Source organism: Bacillus sp. JFL15, assembly GCF_001184225.1.
Lineage (GTDB): Bacteria > Bacillota > Bacilli > Bacillales > Bacillaceae > Bacillus > Bacillus siamensis.
In genome coordinates, this window is the sequence record NZ_KQ236689.1 from 3169993 (window position 1) to 3184844 (window position 14852).

The 14852-nt window shown below is 46.1% G+C and carries 12 protein-coding genes; all 12 read left to right on the forward strand.

The genetic code is table 11. The features are described 5' to 3' along the window. Window positions 1-38 precede the first annotated feature (38 nt). Window positions 39-920: a translation elongation factor Ts gene (gene tsf, locus AD710_RS15975; RefSeq protein ID WP_047474979.1), complete on the forward strand. Its 882-nt coding sequence runs from the start codon at window positions 39-41 to the stop codon at window positions 918-920. Window positions 921-1065: 145 nt separating this feature from the next. Then, window positions 1066-1788: a UMP kinase gene (gene pyrH / locus AD710_RS15980; RefSeq protein ID WP_016936098.1), complete on the forward strand. Its 723-nt coding sequence runs from the start codon at window positions 1066-1068 to the stop codon at window positions 1786-1788. A gap of 2 nt (window positions 1789-1790) precedes the next feature. Next, the gene (gene frr, locus AD710_RS15985; protein ID WP_016936097.1) at window positions 1791-2348 is read left to right on the forward strand and encodes a ribosome recycling factor; all 558 of its coding nucleotides are present in this window, start codon (window positions 1791-1793) and stop codon (window positions 2346-2348) included. A 125-nt stretch (window positions 2349-2473) separates the two neighbouring features. After that, window positions 2474-3256, forward strand: coding sequence for an undecaprenyl pyrophosphate synthase (locus tag AD710_RS15990; protein WP_016936096.1), 783 nt, complete (start codon window positions 2474-2476; stop codon window positions 3254-3256). Window positions 3257-3259: 3 nt separating this feature from the next. Next, entirely contained in the window at window positions 3260-4057 is a 798-nt protein-coding gene (locus AD710_RS15995; protein ID WP_016936095.1) for a phosphatidate cytidylyltransferase, read from the forward strand. Window positions 4058-4112: 55 nt separating this feature from the next. Next, complete coding sequence (dxr, locus tag AD710_RS16000; RefSeq protein ID WP_049628479.1) at window positions 4113-5264, forward strand: 1-deoxy-D-xylulose-5-phosphate reductoisomerase; 1152 nt, start codon at window positions 4113-4115, stop codon at window positions 5262-5264. Between the two features lie 6 nt (window positions 5265-5270). Further along, on the forward strand, window positions 5271-6539 hold the full coding sequence (rseP, locus tag AD710_RS16005) for an RIP metalloprotease RseP (protein ID WP_155816698.1): 1269 nt from the start codon (window positions 5271-5273) through the stop codon (window positions 6537-6539). Window positions 6540-6570: 31 nt separating this feature from the next. Next, window positions 6571-8265 (forward strand): proline--tRNA ligase, encoded by a 1695-nt coding sequence (gene proS, locus AD710_RS16010; RefSeq protein ID WP_049628480.1) that lies wholly within the window; start codon window positions 6571-6573, stop codon window positions 8263-8265. Between the two features lie 111 nt (window positions 8266-8376). Beyond that, window positions 8377-12690, forward strand: coding sequence for a PolC-type DNA polymerase III (locus AD710_RS16015; protein WP_049628481.1), 4314 nt, complete (start codon window positions 8377-8379; stop codon window positions 12688-12690). A 240-nt stretch (window positions 12691-12930) separates the two neighbouring features. After that, window positions 12931-13401 (forward strand): ribosome maturation factor RimP, encoded by a 471-nt coding sequence (gene rimP, locus AD710_RS16020; RefSeq protein WP_016936090.1) that lies wholly within the window; start codon window positions 12931-12933, stop codon window positions 13399-13401. 39 nt (window positions 13402-13440) lie between these two features. Then, window positions 13441-14562 carry a transcription termination factor NusA gene (gene nusA / locus AD710_RS16025; RefSeq protein ID WP_049628482.1) on the forward strand — a complete coding sequence of 374 codons (1122 nt, stop codon included), beginning with the start codon at window positions 13441-13443 and terminating at the stop codon, window positions 14560-14562. Between the two features lie 13 nt (window positions 14563-14575). Further along, entirely contained in the window at window positions 14576-14851 is a 276-nt protein-coding gene (gene rulR, locus AD710_RS16030) for a glucose-induced regulator RulR (RefSeq protein ID WP_003154193.1), read from the forward strand. Window position 14852 lies beyond the last annotated feature (1 nt).

Consider the following 14852-nt stretch of genomic DNA (forward strand, 5'->3'; position numbering starts at 1 on the left):
TATACATATCTTGTTTACACATATAAGGAGGAATTTAAATGGCTATTACTGCACAGCAGGTAAAAGAACTGCGTCAAAAAACAGGCGCTGGTATGATGGACTGTAAAAAAGCGTTGACTGAAACTGACGGAGATATGGACAAAGCAATCGACCTTCTGAGAGAAAAAGGAATTGCGAAAGCAGCTAAAAAAGCTGACCGTATCGCTGCTGAAGGTTCTACTCTTATTAAAACTGACGGCAACAAAGGCGTTATCTTAGAAGTAAACTCTGAAACTGACTTCGTTGCAAAAAACGAAGGCTTCAAAGAGCTTCTGGACACGCTTGCTGACCACCTTCTTACAAACGCTCCTGCTGATCTTGAAGAAGCAATGGGACAAAAGATGGAAAACGGTTCTACTGTTGAAGAATACATCACAAGCAACGTTGCTAAAATCGGAGAGAAAATCACTCTTCGCCGTTTTGCTGTTCTTACAAAAGAAGACAGCGAAGCGTTCGGTGCTTACCTTCACATGGGCGGCCGCATCGGCGTATTATCTGTTCTTAGCGGAACAACTGACGAAGATCTTGCAAAAGACATCGCAATGCATGTTGCAGCGGTAAATCCTCGTTACATTTCACGCGACCAAGTGTCTGAAGAAGAAGCAAACCACGAGCGTCAGATCCTGACTCAGCAAGCTCTTCAAGAAGGCAAACCGGAAAACATCGTAGCTAAAATGGTTGAAGGCCGTCTGAACAAATTCTTCGAAGAAATTTGCTTATTAGACCAAGCTTTCGTTAAAAACCCAGACGAAAAAGTGAAACAAGTTGTGGCTGCGAAAAACGCATCTGTTAAAACATACGTCCGCTACGAAGTTGGAGAAGGTATTGAAAAACGCCAAGAAAACTTTGCTGAAGAAGTTATGAACCAAGTGAAAAAATAATGGCGGAAAGCCTCGGCGAATCTTTCGCGGCTTTTCAGGCAGTATAGGGGACACTACTTGTGTTCCCTATTTTTAAAACTATATTTACAAACTTTTTTTTCTCTTGCATAATAGGAAACGGCAATGTTTACACTTGGAGGTTATTATGGAAAAACCAAAATACAATCGTATCGTTTTAAAGCTTAGCGGAGAAGCGTTGGCAGGAGAACAGGGAAACGGGATTAATCCGACTGTCATCCAATCCATAGCTAAACAGGTAAAAGAAATCGCTGAGCTTGACGTCGAAGTGGCCGTAGTCGTAGGCGGCGGCAACTTATGGCGCGGAAAAACAGGCAGTGACTTAGGAATGGACCGTGCGACTGCCGATTATATGGGCATGCTTGCCACTGTCATGAACTCACTTGCCCTGCAGGACAGTCTTGAAACTCTCGGAATCCAGTCCAGAGTGCAGACATCAATTGAAATGCGTCAGGTCGCTGAGCCTTACATCAGAAGAAAAGCCATCCGCCACCTGGAGAAAAAACGCGTTGTGATTTTTGCCGCGGGAACAGGAAACCCTTATTTCTCTACGGACACAACCGCAGCGCTGCGTGCCGCTGAAATCGAAGCGGATGTGATCTTAATGGCGAAAAATAATGTCGACGGTGTGTATAATGCTGATCCGAGAAAAGATGAGTCAGCCGTTAAATACGAACAATTATCTTATCTCGATGTGTTAAAAGACGGGCTGGAAGTCATGGATTCTACGGCTTCTTCACTATGTATGGATAATGATATTCCGCTGATCGTCTTTTCTATTATGGAAGAAGGAAATATTAAGCGTGCCGTAATCGGCGAATCAATCGGAACGATCGTAAGGGGGAAATAACGTTGTCAAACGAAGTATTAACACAAACAAAAGAACGCATGGAAAAAGCGGTTGCCGCTTATTCACGGGAATTGGCGTCAGTCCGCGCAGGACGTGCCAACCCGTCTCTATTGGATAAAGTGACAGTAGAATACTACGGTGCCCAAACACCTTTAAACCAGCTGTCTTCCATCAATGTGCCTGAAGCGCGTATGCTTGTTGTCACACCGTATGACAAAACAGCAATCGGCGATATTGAAAAAGCGATCCTGAAAGCTGATCTTGGCGTAACTCCGACAAGTGACGGCACAATTATCCGCATCGCGATCCCGGCTCTGACGGAAGAAAGACGTAAAGAACTTGTCAAAGTCGTGAAAAAATATGCGGAAGAAGCGAAAGTAGCAGTCCGTAATGTCCGCCGTGACAGCAATGATGAACTCAAGAAGCTTGAGAAAAACGGAGACATTACAGAAGACGAGCTTCGTGCTTCCAGTGAAGACGTTCAAAAGCTGACAGACGAATATGTGTCAAAAATTGACAGTGTCACAAAAGACAAAGAAAAAGAAATCATGGAAGTTTAATGAAAAACTATGTACAATAGATAATGTGAAAAGACCCTCTCATGTTTACAGGGGGTTTTTTTGTTAATACTGTTGATTACATTGATCATCAGCAATGCAACCTTTTTGGGTGACGGAGGAATCTCATGCTCAACATACTCAAAAATTGGAAGAATCAGCAGAATGCGGCTTCCAACTTAGAACGGTATACAAAAGAAGACATACTGAAGGGTGAAATTCCCGCACACATCGCCATTATTATGGACGGAAACGGGCGCTGGGCGAAGAAACGCTCACTTCCGCGGATTGCCGGACATCATGAAGGAATGAAAGTGGTAAAAAGGGTGACAAAGCTCGCAAATCAGCTCGGCGTCAAAGTTCTGACGCTTTATGCGTTTTCCACGGAGAACTGGAAGCGCCCGAAGATGGAAGTCGACTTTTTAATGAAGCTTCCGGAAGAGTTCCTGAATACGTACCTTCCTGAATTGATAGAGGAAAATGTACAGGTGAAAATTATCGGAGACGAATCTGCGCTCCCTTCTCATACGTACAGGGCGATTGAGAAGGCTGTAAAAGATACAGAACAAAATGACGGGCTGATTCTCAATTTCGCTTTGAACTACGGCGGGCGCACGGAAATCGTCAATGCGGCAAAAGCATTGGCCGAACAGGTGAAAAGCGGCACGCTGAATATCGAAGACATTGATGAAGCGCTCTTTTCCGGGCATTTAATGACAGAATCACTTCAGGATCCGGAACTCCTTATCAGAACGAGCGGAGAAATCAGACTGAGCAATTTTATGCTTTGGCAGGTGGCTTACAGTGAATTTGTTTTTACAGATGTCCTGTGGCCCGATTTTAAAGAAGATCACTTTCTGCAGGCAGTGGGAGAATTTCAGCAGCGGGGCCGGAGGTTTGGCGGAATTTAGAGGATGGTGGAAATGAAACAAAGATTGTTAACGGGTGTTCTGGCAGCGGCACTATTTTTATTTTTGGTTATTTTCGGAGGATTGCCGTTCACCGTATTTGTTTACGTGATGGGAAGTATAGCGCTTTTTGAGCTTTTGCGGATGAAAAAGCTCAGATTTTTTTCTTTTCCGGGGCTGATCAGCCTCTTGCTGTTATGGCTGTATATGATGCCGGATGAGTATCATTTTTTTGACGCGAAAATGGAAGTGACGATTTTCGCCGTACTGATACTGCTCAGCTATACGGTGCTTGTGAAAAACACCTTTACGTTTGACGAAGTCGGGTTCATCGTCCTCGCGACGGTATATATCGGACTGTGCTTTCATTATTTTATTGAAATCAGAAACATTGAAACAAACGGGCTTTTGTATATCTTTTATGCCTGCGTTGTCATATGGTCAACAGACTCGGGCGCATATTTTGTCGGAAAGTCGCTCGGGAAGCGGAAGCTGTGGCCTGAAATCAGTCCCAACAAAACGGTGGAAGGGTTTCTTGGCGGTATTGCGATCGCTCTTATTTTTACGGCTGTTTTCCAGCTGTTTGCGCACCTTCCGATTTCATACCCGATTCTTTTGGTCATCACACTTGTTCTGTCTGTTTTCGGACAGATCGGGGATTTGGTTGAATCAGCGCTTAAGCGGCACTATGATGTGAAGGATTCGGGAAAAATCCTTCCAGGGCACGGCGGCATTTTAGATCGATTTGACAGCTTTTTGTTTGTCATGCCGTTCTTATACTTTCTGCTTGCGCTTTTTTCATGAGAAAGGCTAATATGAAAACAAGACCGATCTGGACGCATAGAATGGGAGTGGCATTTTGAAGAATATTTGTCTTTTAGGAGCAACAGGATCAATAGGAGAGCAGACGTTAGACGTATTGCGCATGCATCAAGATCAATTCCGTCTCGTCTCGATGACTTTCGGTAAAAATGCCGAGAAAGCGATACCGTTGATCAGAACGTTTCAGCCGAAATATGTAGCAGTCGGCGACATGGATACATATCAAAAAGTGAAAGAGGTGTCTTTTTCTCATGAATGTCAAATCGGCATCGGAGAAGAAGGCCTGATTGAAGCGGCAGTCATGGATGAAGTGGATATCGTGGTCAATGCGCTGCTCGGAAGCGTCGGTTTAATTCCGACTTTGAAAGCGATTGAACAGAAAAAAACAATTGCGCTTGCAAATAAGGAAACTCTCGTCACTGCCGGGCATATAGTGAAAGGACACGCAAAACAATACGGCGTTCCTCTTCTTCCGGTCGACAGCGAACATTCCGCTATTTTTCAGGCGCTGCAAGGCGAACAGAGCAAAAATATCGAGCGTCTGATCATTACAGCATCCGGAGGCAGTTTCAGAGATAAAACGCGGCAGGAGCTTGAGTCTGTAACGATTGCCGACGCCCTTAATCACCCGAACTGGTCGATGGGCGCAAAGATTACGATTGACTCGGCTACAATGATGAATAAAGGGCTTGAAGTCATTGAAGCGCATTGGCTGTTTGACATTCCGTATGAACAGATTGACGTTGTTTTACATAAGGAGAGCATCATTCATTCGATGGTTGAATTTCACGACAGAAGCGTCATCGCCCAGCTCGGAAATCCGGACATGAGGGTGCCGATTCAATACGCGCTGACATATCCGGACCGGCTGCCTCTGCCTGAAACAAAAAGGCTTGAATTATGGGAGATCGGAAGCCTCCATTTTGCGAAAGCTGACTTTGAAAGGTTCCGCTGCTTACAATTTGCCTTTGAATCAGGTAAAATAGGGGGAACGATGCCGACGGTTTTAAATGCGGCTAATGAAGAAGCAGTTGCCGCTTTTCTTGGCGGACGGATTTCGTTCTTAACGATTGAAGATCTGATTGAAAAAGCATTGAACCGCCACAGCGTTATTCAGGATCCGAGTCTTGCGGATATCCAAGAAGTGGACAAAGACACCCGGGGATACGTTAATTCAATACTCACATAAGGTGGTATGTTCGTGAATACAGTTATCGCGTTTATTATTATTTTCGGAACGCTCGTTTTCTTCCATGAGCTGGGGCATTTACTGCTCGCCCAAAGAGCGGGAATCCTTTGCCGTGAGTTTGCGATCGGTTTCGGGCCCAAAATCTTTTCATTTAAAAAGAATGAAACCGTGTATACGATCAGGCTCCTTCCGGTCGGCGGGTTCGTCCGCATGGCCGGTGAAGATCCGGAGATGATTGAAGTCAAACCGGGTTATACCGTCGGTCTTCTTTTTAATAAAGACGACGAAGTGGAAAAAGTCATCATTAATCAAAAGGAAAAATACCCCGACGCTTTAATTATCGAGGTAGAGACGGCTGATCTTGAGCACGAAATGAAGATTACCGGGTACGAGCAGGGGAAAGAAGATGAGCTGGCGGGCTTTACTGTCAGTCAGACCTCTTTTTTCATCGTAGACGGAGAAGAAGTGCAGATTGCGCCTTACAACCGTCAATTCGGGTCAAAACCCGTATGGCAGCGGATTAAGGCGATTGCTGCCGGTCCGATTATGAACTTCATCTTAGCGTATGTCATTCTCGTCATGCTTGGATTTATTCAGGGCGTGCCTTCGAATCAGCCTGAGCTCGGGAAGCTGACAGACAATGGACGTGCTGCGGCTGCCGGTTTACAAGAAGGCGACTATATCCAGAGCATTAACGGTGAAAAAATGCGGTCATGGACTGACATCGTGACAGCGGTAAAAGACAATCCCGGGAAAAAAATCGATGTCGCCGTCAAACGGGACGGCAAATCGTTTCATATCTCGGTTACCCCTGAAGCCGTAAAAGATGAAAACAAAAAAACAATCGGCCGCTTCGGCTCTTATGCGCCGACTGAAAAAGGCGCGTTCGCAGCGATCGCTTACGGCGCGACATCTACTGTTGATGTCACAAAGGCGATCCTGACCAACTTAAGCAAAATCGTGACAGGCCAGTTTAAGCTTGATATGCTTTCGGGTCCTGTGGGGATTTATGATATGACGGATCAGGTTGCAAAAACCGGCATCATCAATCTATTCCAGTTTGCGGCATTTTTAAGCATCAACCTTGGAATCGTCAACCTGCTGCCGATCCCGGCGCTTGACGGCGGACGGCTGCTGTTTTTATTCATTGAAGCAATCCGCGGTAAGCCGATTAACCGTGACAAGGAAGCATTTGTCGTATTTATCGGCGTAGCTTTCTTAATGCTTCTTATGCTGGTTGTCACATGGAACGATATCCAGCGTTTATTCTTATAATTGACTAGTAAAAAATCAGAGGTGCGAAGACATGAGACAAAGTTTGACGCTTATTCCGACCCTGAGAGAAGTGCCGGCTGATGCTGAAGCAAAAAGCCATAAGCTTCTGCTGAGAGCGGGATTTATCAGACAAAATACGAGCGGGGTTTACAGCTACATGCCCCTTGCTTACAGGGTCATTCAAAACATTCAGAAGATCGTGCGTGAAGAAATGGAAAAAATCAACGCGGTGGAAATGCTGATGCCGGCCCTTCAGCAGGCCGAAACATGGCAGGAATCAGGCAGATGGTATACGTACGGGCCTGAATTGATGCGTCTGAAAGACCGTCACGGCCGCGAATTTGCTTTAGGCGCGACGCATGAAGAAGTCATTACTTCTCTCGTGCGCGATGAGGTGAAATCTTATAAGCGTCTGCCGCTCACTCTTTACCAGATCCAGTCTAAATTCAGAGATGAAAAACGCCCGCGTTTCGGGTTATTGCGGGGACGCGAATTCATCATGAAAGATGCGTATTCTTTCCATGCCTCTGAAGAAAGTCTGGAGGAAACATACCAAAACATGTACGGCGCATACAGCAGCATTTTCGCACGGTGCGAATTAAACGTCCGTCCCGTTATCGCTGACTCAGGCGCAATGGGCGGAAAAGACACGCATGAATTTATGGCTCTTTCCGAAATAGGGGAAGACACCATCGCTTATTCCGATGAATCCTCTTACGCAGCCAACACGGAAATGGCCGAAGTTGTCATGAAAAGCGAGCCTTCCAATGAAAAACCCGAGGCGCTGGAGAAAATTGATACGCCGAATGTTAAAAGCATTGAAGAGCTGGCTTCTTTCCTTCAGATTGAACCGAGCGCCTGCATCAAATCCATGCTGTTTAAAGCGGATGACCGCTTTGTTCTCGTGTTAGTAAGGGGCGATCATGAGGTCAATGACGTAAAAGTGAAAAACCTTCTAAACGCGGAAGTGGTTGAGCTTGCGTCTCATGAAGAGGTAGCGGAGAAGCTTGGCACGGAGCCGGGATTTGCGGGGCCGATCGGCGCTGCCGGCGACATTGAGATTTATGCTGACCAGGCTGTGAAAGTCATGGTAAACGCCGTAAGCGGCGCGAATGAAAAAGACCGCCATTACAGAAACGTAAACCTCGAACGCGATGCGTCCGTAAAAGCATATGCCGATCTTCGAATCATTCAGGAAGGCGATCCGTCACCTGACGGAAAAGGCACGATCCGCTTCGCTGAAGGGATTGAGGTCGGACAAGTCTTTAAGCTCGGTACGCGTTACTCTGAAGCGATGAATGCGACATACCTTGATGAAAACGGGCGTGCGCAGCCGATGCTGATGGGATGTTACGGAATCGGCGTATCAAGAACGCTTTCAGCAATCGCCGAACAGCACCACGACGAAAAAGGCCTGATCTGGCCGAAAAGCGTTGCTCCGTATGATCTTCATATTTTGGCGCTGAATATGAAAAACGAAGCGCAAAAAGAGCTTGCCGAGCAGCTATACGGTAAATTCCAAGCCGAAGGTTATGAGGTGTTATACGATGACCGCGCTGAACGCGCAGGCGTGAAATTTGCTGACTCTGACCTGATCGGCCTTCCGATCCGCATCACTGTCGGTAAACGTGCAGATGAAGGCATCGTAGAAGTGAAAATCCGCAAAACCGGTGAATCTGCCGAAGTTTCAGTGGATGAGCTTTCTGAATTTATCAAGACGAAGTAATCACCATAACGAATCGTACAAAATCATGTTAAAATAGAGAAAAAAGAAGGTACCTCATCACCTGCGGAGGTACCTTCACTTATGATGTTTTAAGGGAGGGATACTGTCTGAATGGAACAGTTATCAGTAAACAGAAGACAGTTTCAGATTCTTCTTCAGCAGCTTAATATGACAGATGATACCTTCATGACATACTTTGAAGACGGAGAGATTGATAAACTGACAATCCATAAAGCAGAAAAGGCCTGGCATTTTCAATTTCGCTTTAAGGCTCTTTTGCCGTATCAAATATATGACTCATTCATGATGAGATTAACACAATCGTTTGCTCACATCGCCCGGGTCACGTCGTCCATTCAAGTCATTGATCCTACAGTGTCAGAGGAGCTTGTACAGGATTATTGGACACGCTGTATCGAAGAGCTTGAAGGAACCTCGCCGCCGATGGTGGCACTTTTGAATCAGCAGAAACCGAGGCTCAAGGGAAACAAGCTGATCGTGAAAACAAAAACAGATACAGAAGCATCGGCGCTCAAAAATAAATACAGCGCTCTGATTCAGCACAGCTATCGCCAATTCGGTTTTCCGGAACTGCAGCTGGATACCGAAACTTTCGTGTCTGACCAAGAAGTCCAGAAATTCCGCGAGCAAAAGCTTGCTGAAGATCAGGAGCGGGCGATGCAGGCGCTTATCGAAATGGAGAAGAAGGAAAAAGAGGGCGATGAGGATCAAGCGCCGTCCGGCCCGCTTGTCATCGGCTATCAAATTAAAGAGAACGAAGAAATCCGGACGCTTGACAGCATCATGGATGAAGAAAGAAGAATTACGGTGCAGGGCTATGTGTTTGATGCTGAAACACGCGAGCTGAAAAGCGGGCGCACGCTCTGCATTTTCAAAATAACCGACTATACAAACAGTATTTTAGTAAAAATGTTTGCAAGAGAAAAAGAAGACGCCGCCCTGATGAAAACACTGAAAAAGGGCATGTGGGTGAAAGCGCGGGGAAGCATCCAAAACGATACATTCGTCAGAGACCTCGTCATGATTGCAAATGACGTGAATGAAATAAAAGCCGAAACCCGTGAAGACACCGCTCCTGAAGGCGAAAAGCGGGTAGAGCTTCATCTGCATTCCCCGATGAGTCAAATGGACGCTGTAACGGGAATCGGAAAGCTTGTCGAACAGGCGAAAAAATGGGGGCATGAAGCGATTGCCTTAACTGATCATGCCGTCGTGCAGTCCTTCCCGGATGCCTATTCCGCCGCGAAAAAACACGGCATTAAAATGATTTACGGGATGGAAGCCAACATCGTAGATGACGGCGTTCCGATCGCATACAATCCCGCTCACCGTCTTCTTGAAGAGGACACATATGTCGTCTTTGACGTTGAAACGACAGGTCTGTCCGCTGTGTATGACACGATCATTGAGCTGGCCGCAGTCAAAATAAGAGGCGGAGAAATCATTGATAAATTTGAAGCGTTCGCCAATCCGCATCATCCGCTGTCAGCAACGACGATAGAGCTTACCGGGATTACGGATGACATGGTCCGCGACGCTCCCGATGTCGTTGACGTCGTCCGGGATTTTAAAGAGTGGATCGGCGATGATGTGCTTGTGGCTCATAACGCCAGCTTTGATATGGGATTTTTAAATGTAGCGTACAAGCGCCTTCTGAAAACGGAAAAAGCGAAAAATCCGGTCATTGATACGCTGGAACTCGCGCGTTTCCTGTATCCTGAATTTAAAAATCACCGCTTAAATACGTTATGTAAAAAGTTTGATATTGAATTAACCCAGCATCACCGTGCGGTCTTTGACGCTGAAGCAACGGGATACCTGCTGTTGAAAATGCTCAAAGACGCGGCTGAAAAAGATATTTTTTATCATGATCAGCTGAATGAGAATATGGGACAATCCAATGCTTACCAAAGATCGAGACCTTATCACGCAACATTGCTTGCCGTAAATGAGACCGGCCTGAAAAATCTGTTTAAGCTCGTGTCGATTTCTCATATTCAATATTTCTACAGAGTGCCGCGCATTCCGAGGTCACAGCTTAACAAATACAGAGAAGGCCTGTTAATCGGCTCTGCCTGTGACAGGGGAGAGGTTTTTGAAGGTATGATGCAAAAATCACCTGAAGAGGTTGAAGATATCGCATCCTTCTATGACTACCTTGAAGTGCAGCCGCCGGAAGTATACAGACACCTGCTGCAGCTTGAGCTCGTCCGGGATGAAAAAGCGCTGAAAGAAATCATCGCCAACATTACGAAGCTCGGGGAAAAATTGAATAAGCCGGTCGTTGCAACGGGAAATGTCCACTATTTAAACGATGAGGATAAAATTTACCGAAAGATCTTAATTTCTTCCCAAGGCGGCGCCAACCCGTTAAACAGGCACGAACTGCCAAAAGTGCACTTCAGAACGACAGATGAAATGCTGGAGGCTTTCTCTTTTCTGGGTGCGGAAAAAGCGAAAGAAATCGTAGTTCATAATACGCAGAAAGTCGCTTCGATGATCGAAGAGATCAAGCCGATTAAAGACGACCTGTACACGCCGAAAATTGAAGGTGCTGATGAAGAAATCCGTGAAATGAGCTATCAGCGCGCGAGAAGCATTTACGGTGAGGAGCTTCCTGAAATTGTTGAAGCGAGAATAGAAAAAGAATTAAAAAGCATCATCGGCCACGGATTCGCCGTTATTTATCTCATTTCGCATAAGCTTGTAAAACGGTCTTTGGATGACGGCTATCTCGTCGGCTCCCGTGGGTCCGTCGGTTCATCACTTGTGGCGACCTTAACGGAAATTACTGAAGTGAACCCGCTTGCTCCGCATTATGTGTGCCCGAGCTGCCGGTATTCCGAATTCTTTAATGACGGATCAGTCGGTTCCGGTTTTGACCTTCCGGATAAAAGCTGTCCGTCTTGCGGCACTCCTTTGAAAAAGGACGGACATGATATTCCGTTTGAAACGTTCTTAGGCTTTAAAGGTGACAAAGTACCCGATATCGACTTGAACTTCTCAGGTGAGTATCAGCCGCATGCCCATAACTACACGAAAGTGCTGTTCGGGGAAGATAATGTTTATCGCGCGGGAACGATCGGCACCGTTGCGGAAAAGACGGCTTACGGATATGTGAAAGGCTATGCGGGCGACCACAACCTTCATATGCGCGGCGCGGAGATCGACCGCCTTGTACAGGGCTGCACCGGCGTTAAGAGAACGACCGGCCAGCACCCGGGGGGCATTATCGTTGTGCCGGATTACATGGATATTTACGATTTTTCACCGATTCAATTCCCAGCTGATGCGACGGGGTCTGAATGGAAAACGACTCACTTTGACTTCCACTCCATTCATGATAACCTGCTGAAGCTTGATATATTGGGGCACGATGATCCGACAGTCATCCGGATGCTTCAGGATTTAAGCGGAATTGATCCGAAGACGATTCCGACAGATGATCCGGAAGTCATGAAGATTTTCCAAGGCACAGAATCGCTCGGCGTCACTGAAGAACAGATCGGCTGTAAAACGGGGACGCTCGGCATTCCTGAATTCGGGACGCGATTTGTGCGACAGATGCTTGAGGATACAAAGCCGACGACGTTCTCTGAGCTCGTCCAGATTTCCGGGCTTTCCCACGGAACGGACGTATGGCTCGGCAATGCGCAGGAACTGATACACAACAATACGTGTGAACTGAGCGAAGTGATCGGCTGCCGTGATGACATTATGGTTTACTTGATTTATCAGGGCCTTGAGCCTTCACTGGCCTTTAAGATCATGGAATTTGTCCGTAAAGGCAAAGGCCTGACGCCGGAATGGGAAGAAGAAATGAAAAAGAACAATGTGCCGAACTGGTATATTGATTCATGCAAAAAAATCAAATACATGTTCCCGAAAGCCCACGCCGCTGCATACGTGCTGATGGCGGTGCGGATTGCATACTTTAAAGTGCATCACGCGCTTTTATATTATGCTGCGTATTTTACCGTGCGCGCAGATGACTTTGACATTGATACGATGATTAAAGGCTCGACTGCCATCAGAGCGGTGATGGATGATATCAGCTCTAAAGGGCTTGATGCTTCGCCGAAGGAAAAAAACCTCCTGACCGTGTTAGAGCTTGCGCTTGAAATGTGTGAACGCGGCTATTCTTTCCAGAAGGTCGATCTATACCGTTCAAGCGCTTCGGAATTTATCATTGACGGCAACAGTCTGATTCCGCCGTTCAACTCGATTCCGGGGCTTGGAACCAATGCCGCTCTCAATATTGTAAAAGCGCGGGAAGAAGGAGAGTTCCTTTCAAAAGAGGACCTTCAAAAACGTGGAAAAGTGTCAAAAACCATTTTAGAGTATTTAGACCGCCACGGCTGTCTGGAGTCGCTCCCGGATCAAAATCAGCTGTCTCTGTTTTAAGCTTTGAGCACAGCCGTCTGAGCGGAGTTTGATTTGCATTAAATATATGGTTATGGTATAGTTTTATTGGAAATGCTAACGATTACCGAGGCAAAGAGTGGGGAAACCCGCTCTTTTGTATTGAACAGGCAATTTTGCCTCGACATGTCCATCGTTTTCTCAAAGCCCCTGCTCTTTAGAAGCAGGGTTTTTATGCAGAGGAACGGCTGATATGATATCGACAGCACAAGGAGGAAAAACATGAGCAAAAAAGTGACTGATACCGTTCAAGGAATGGCTCAGCCCATACTGGATGACCTTCAGCTTGAACTCGTAGACATTGAATTTGTCAAAGAGGGTCAAAACTGGTTCCTTCGCGTGTTTATTGATTCCGATAACGGTGTTGATATTGAGGAGTGCGCCAAAGTCAGCGAAGCGTTAAGCGAAAAGCTGGATGAGGCCGATCCGATCACTCAGAACTACTTTCTTGAAGTATCTTCTCCTGGAGCCGAGCGTCCATTAAAGAAAAAAGCCGACTTCGAAAAATCACTGGGTAAAAATGTGTACATGAAAACGTACGAACCGATTGACGGTTTAAAAGTGTTTGAAGGCAAATTGGCTGAATTTGATGGACAAACTGCTACAATAGAGATGACAATTAAAACAAGAAAGAAACGGGTCAATATTCCGTATGAAAAAATAGCTAACGCAAGATTAGCTGTAACATTTTAATCAATGAAGTATTAGTGTTTAAGGGGGGAGACCGCTAACATGAGCAGTGAACTATTAGATGCCCTCACGATTCTTGAAAAAGAAAAAGGCATCAGTAAAGACATTATCATCGAAGCAATTGAAGCTGCCTTAATTTCTGCGTATAAGCGAAATTTTAACCAGGCGCAAAACGTACGGGTCGATCTGAACCGTGAAACGGGCACCATCCGCGTGTTCGCCAGAAAGGATGTCGTAGACGAGGTATACGATTCAAGGCTTGAAATCTCGCTTGACGACGCTCAGCACATCCATCCGAACTACCTTGTCGGAGATGTCGTTGAAATAGAAGTAACGCCGAAAGACTTCGGCCGCATTGCCGCGCAGACGGCGAAACAAGTTGTGACGCAGCGTGTCCGTGAAGCTGAGCGCGGCGTGATTTACTCAGAATTTATCGATCGTGAAGAAGACATCATGACGGGAATTGTTCAGCGCTTAGACAGCAAATTTATTTACGTGTCTCTCGGCAAGATTGAAGCGCTGCTGCCCGTTAACGAACAAATGCCGAATGAGAGCTATAAACCTCACGATCGGATTAAAGTATTTATCACAAAAGTCGAAAAAACGACAAAAGGGCCGCAGATCTATGTATCAAGAACGCATCCCGGTCTTTTGAAGCGTCTTTTTGAAATCGAAGTGCCGGAAATTTATGACGGAACGGTCGAGCTGAAATCCGTTGCCAGAGAAGCGGGCGACCGCTCCAAAATCTCTGTCCGCACTGATGATGCTGACGTTGATCCCGTCGGTTCATGCGTCGGTCCTAAAGGCCAGCGCGTGCAGGCGATCGTCAATGAACTGAAAGGCGAAAAAATTGATATCGTCAACTGGTCTGATGATCCGGTTGAATTTGTTGCCAATGCGCTCAGCCCATCTAAAGTGCTGGATGTCATCGTCAACGAAGAAGAAAAAGCCACGACTGTCGTTGTTCCTGATTACCAGCTTTCTCTGGCGATCGGAAAAAGAGGGCAAAACGCCCGCTTAGCTGCGAAACTGACAGGCTGGAAAATTGATATCAAAAGTGAAACGGATGCAAGAGACCTTGGCATCTATCCGAGAGAGCATGAAGAAGATGACGATTTAGAGCCGCTCTTTATGGAGCCTGAAACAGCAGAATCGGATGAATAAGAGGTGACTTTAGGTGAATAAGCGAAAAAAAATTCCTCTGCGTAAATGTGTGGTAACGGGGGAAATGAAGCCTAAAAAGGAACTGATCCGAATTGTCCGTTCAAAAGAAGGAGAGATTTCAGTCGATCCGACAGGCAAGAAGAACGGGCGGGGTGCCTATATCACCCTGGAGAAAGAATGCATCTTAGCTGCGAAAAAGAAAAACACATTGCAAAATCAATTTCAATCACAAATCGATGACCAGATTTTCGAAGAATTGCTGGAACTGGCGGAAAAGGTGAAAAAATAAC

Coding starts and splice junctions, on each gene's coding strand:
- tsf (WP_047474979.1), top strand. CDS start 39: ATGGCTATTACTGCACAGCAGGTAAAAGAACTGCGTCAAAAAACAGGC.
- pyrH (WP_016936098.1), top strand. CDS start 1,066: ATGGAAAAACCAAAATACAATCGTATCGTTTTAAAGCTTAGCGGAGAA.
- AD710_RS15990 (WP_016936096.1), top strand. CDS start 2,474: ATGCTCAACATACTCAAAAATTGGAAGAATCAGCAGAATGCGGCTTCC.
- AD710_RS15995 (WP_016936095.1), top strand. CDS start 3,260: ATGGTGGAAATGAAACAAAGATTGTTAACGGGTGTTCTGGCAGCGGCA.
- rseP (WP_155816698.1), top strand. CDS start 5,271: ATGTTCGTGAATACAGTTATCGCGTTTATTATTATTTTCGGAACGCTC.
- proS (WP_049628480.1), top strand. CDS start 6,571: ATGAGACAAAGTTTGACGCTTATTCCGACCCTGAGAGAAGTGCCGGCT.
- AD710_RS16015 (WP_049628481.1), top strand. CDS start 8,377: ATGGAACAGTTATCAGTAAACAGAAGACAGTTTCAGATTCTTCTTCAG.
- rimP (WP_016936090.1), top strand. CDS start 12,931: ATGAGCAAAAAAGTGACTGATACCGTTCAAGGAATGGCTCAGCCCATA.
- nusA (WP_049628482.1), top strand. CDS start 13,441: ATGAGCAGTGAACTATTAGATGCCCTCACGATTCTTGAAAAAGAAAAA.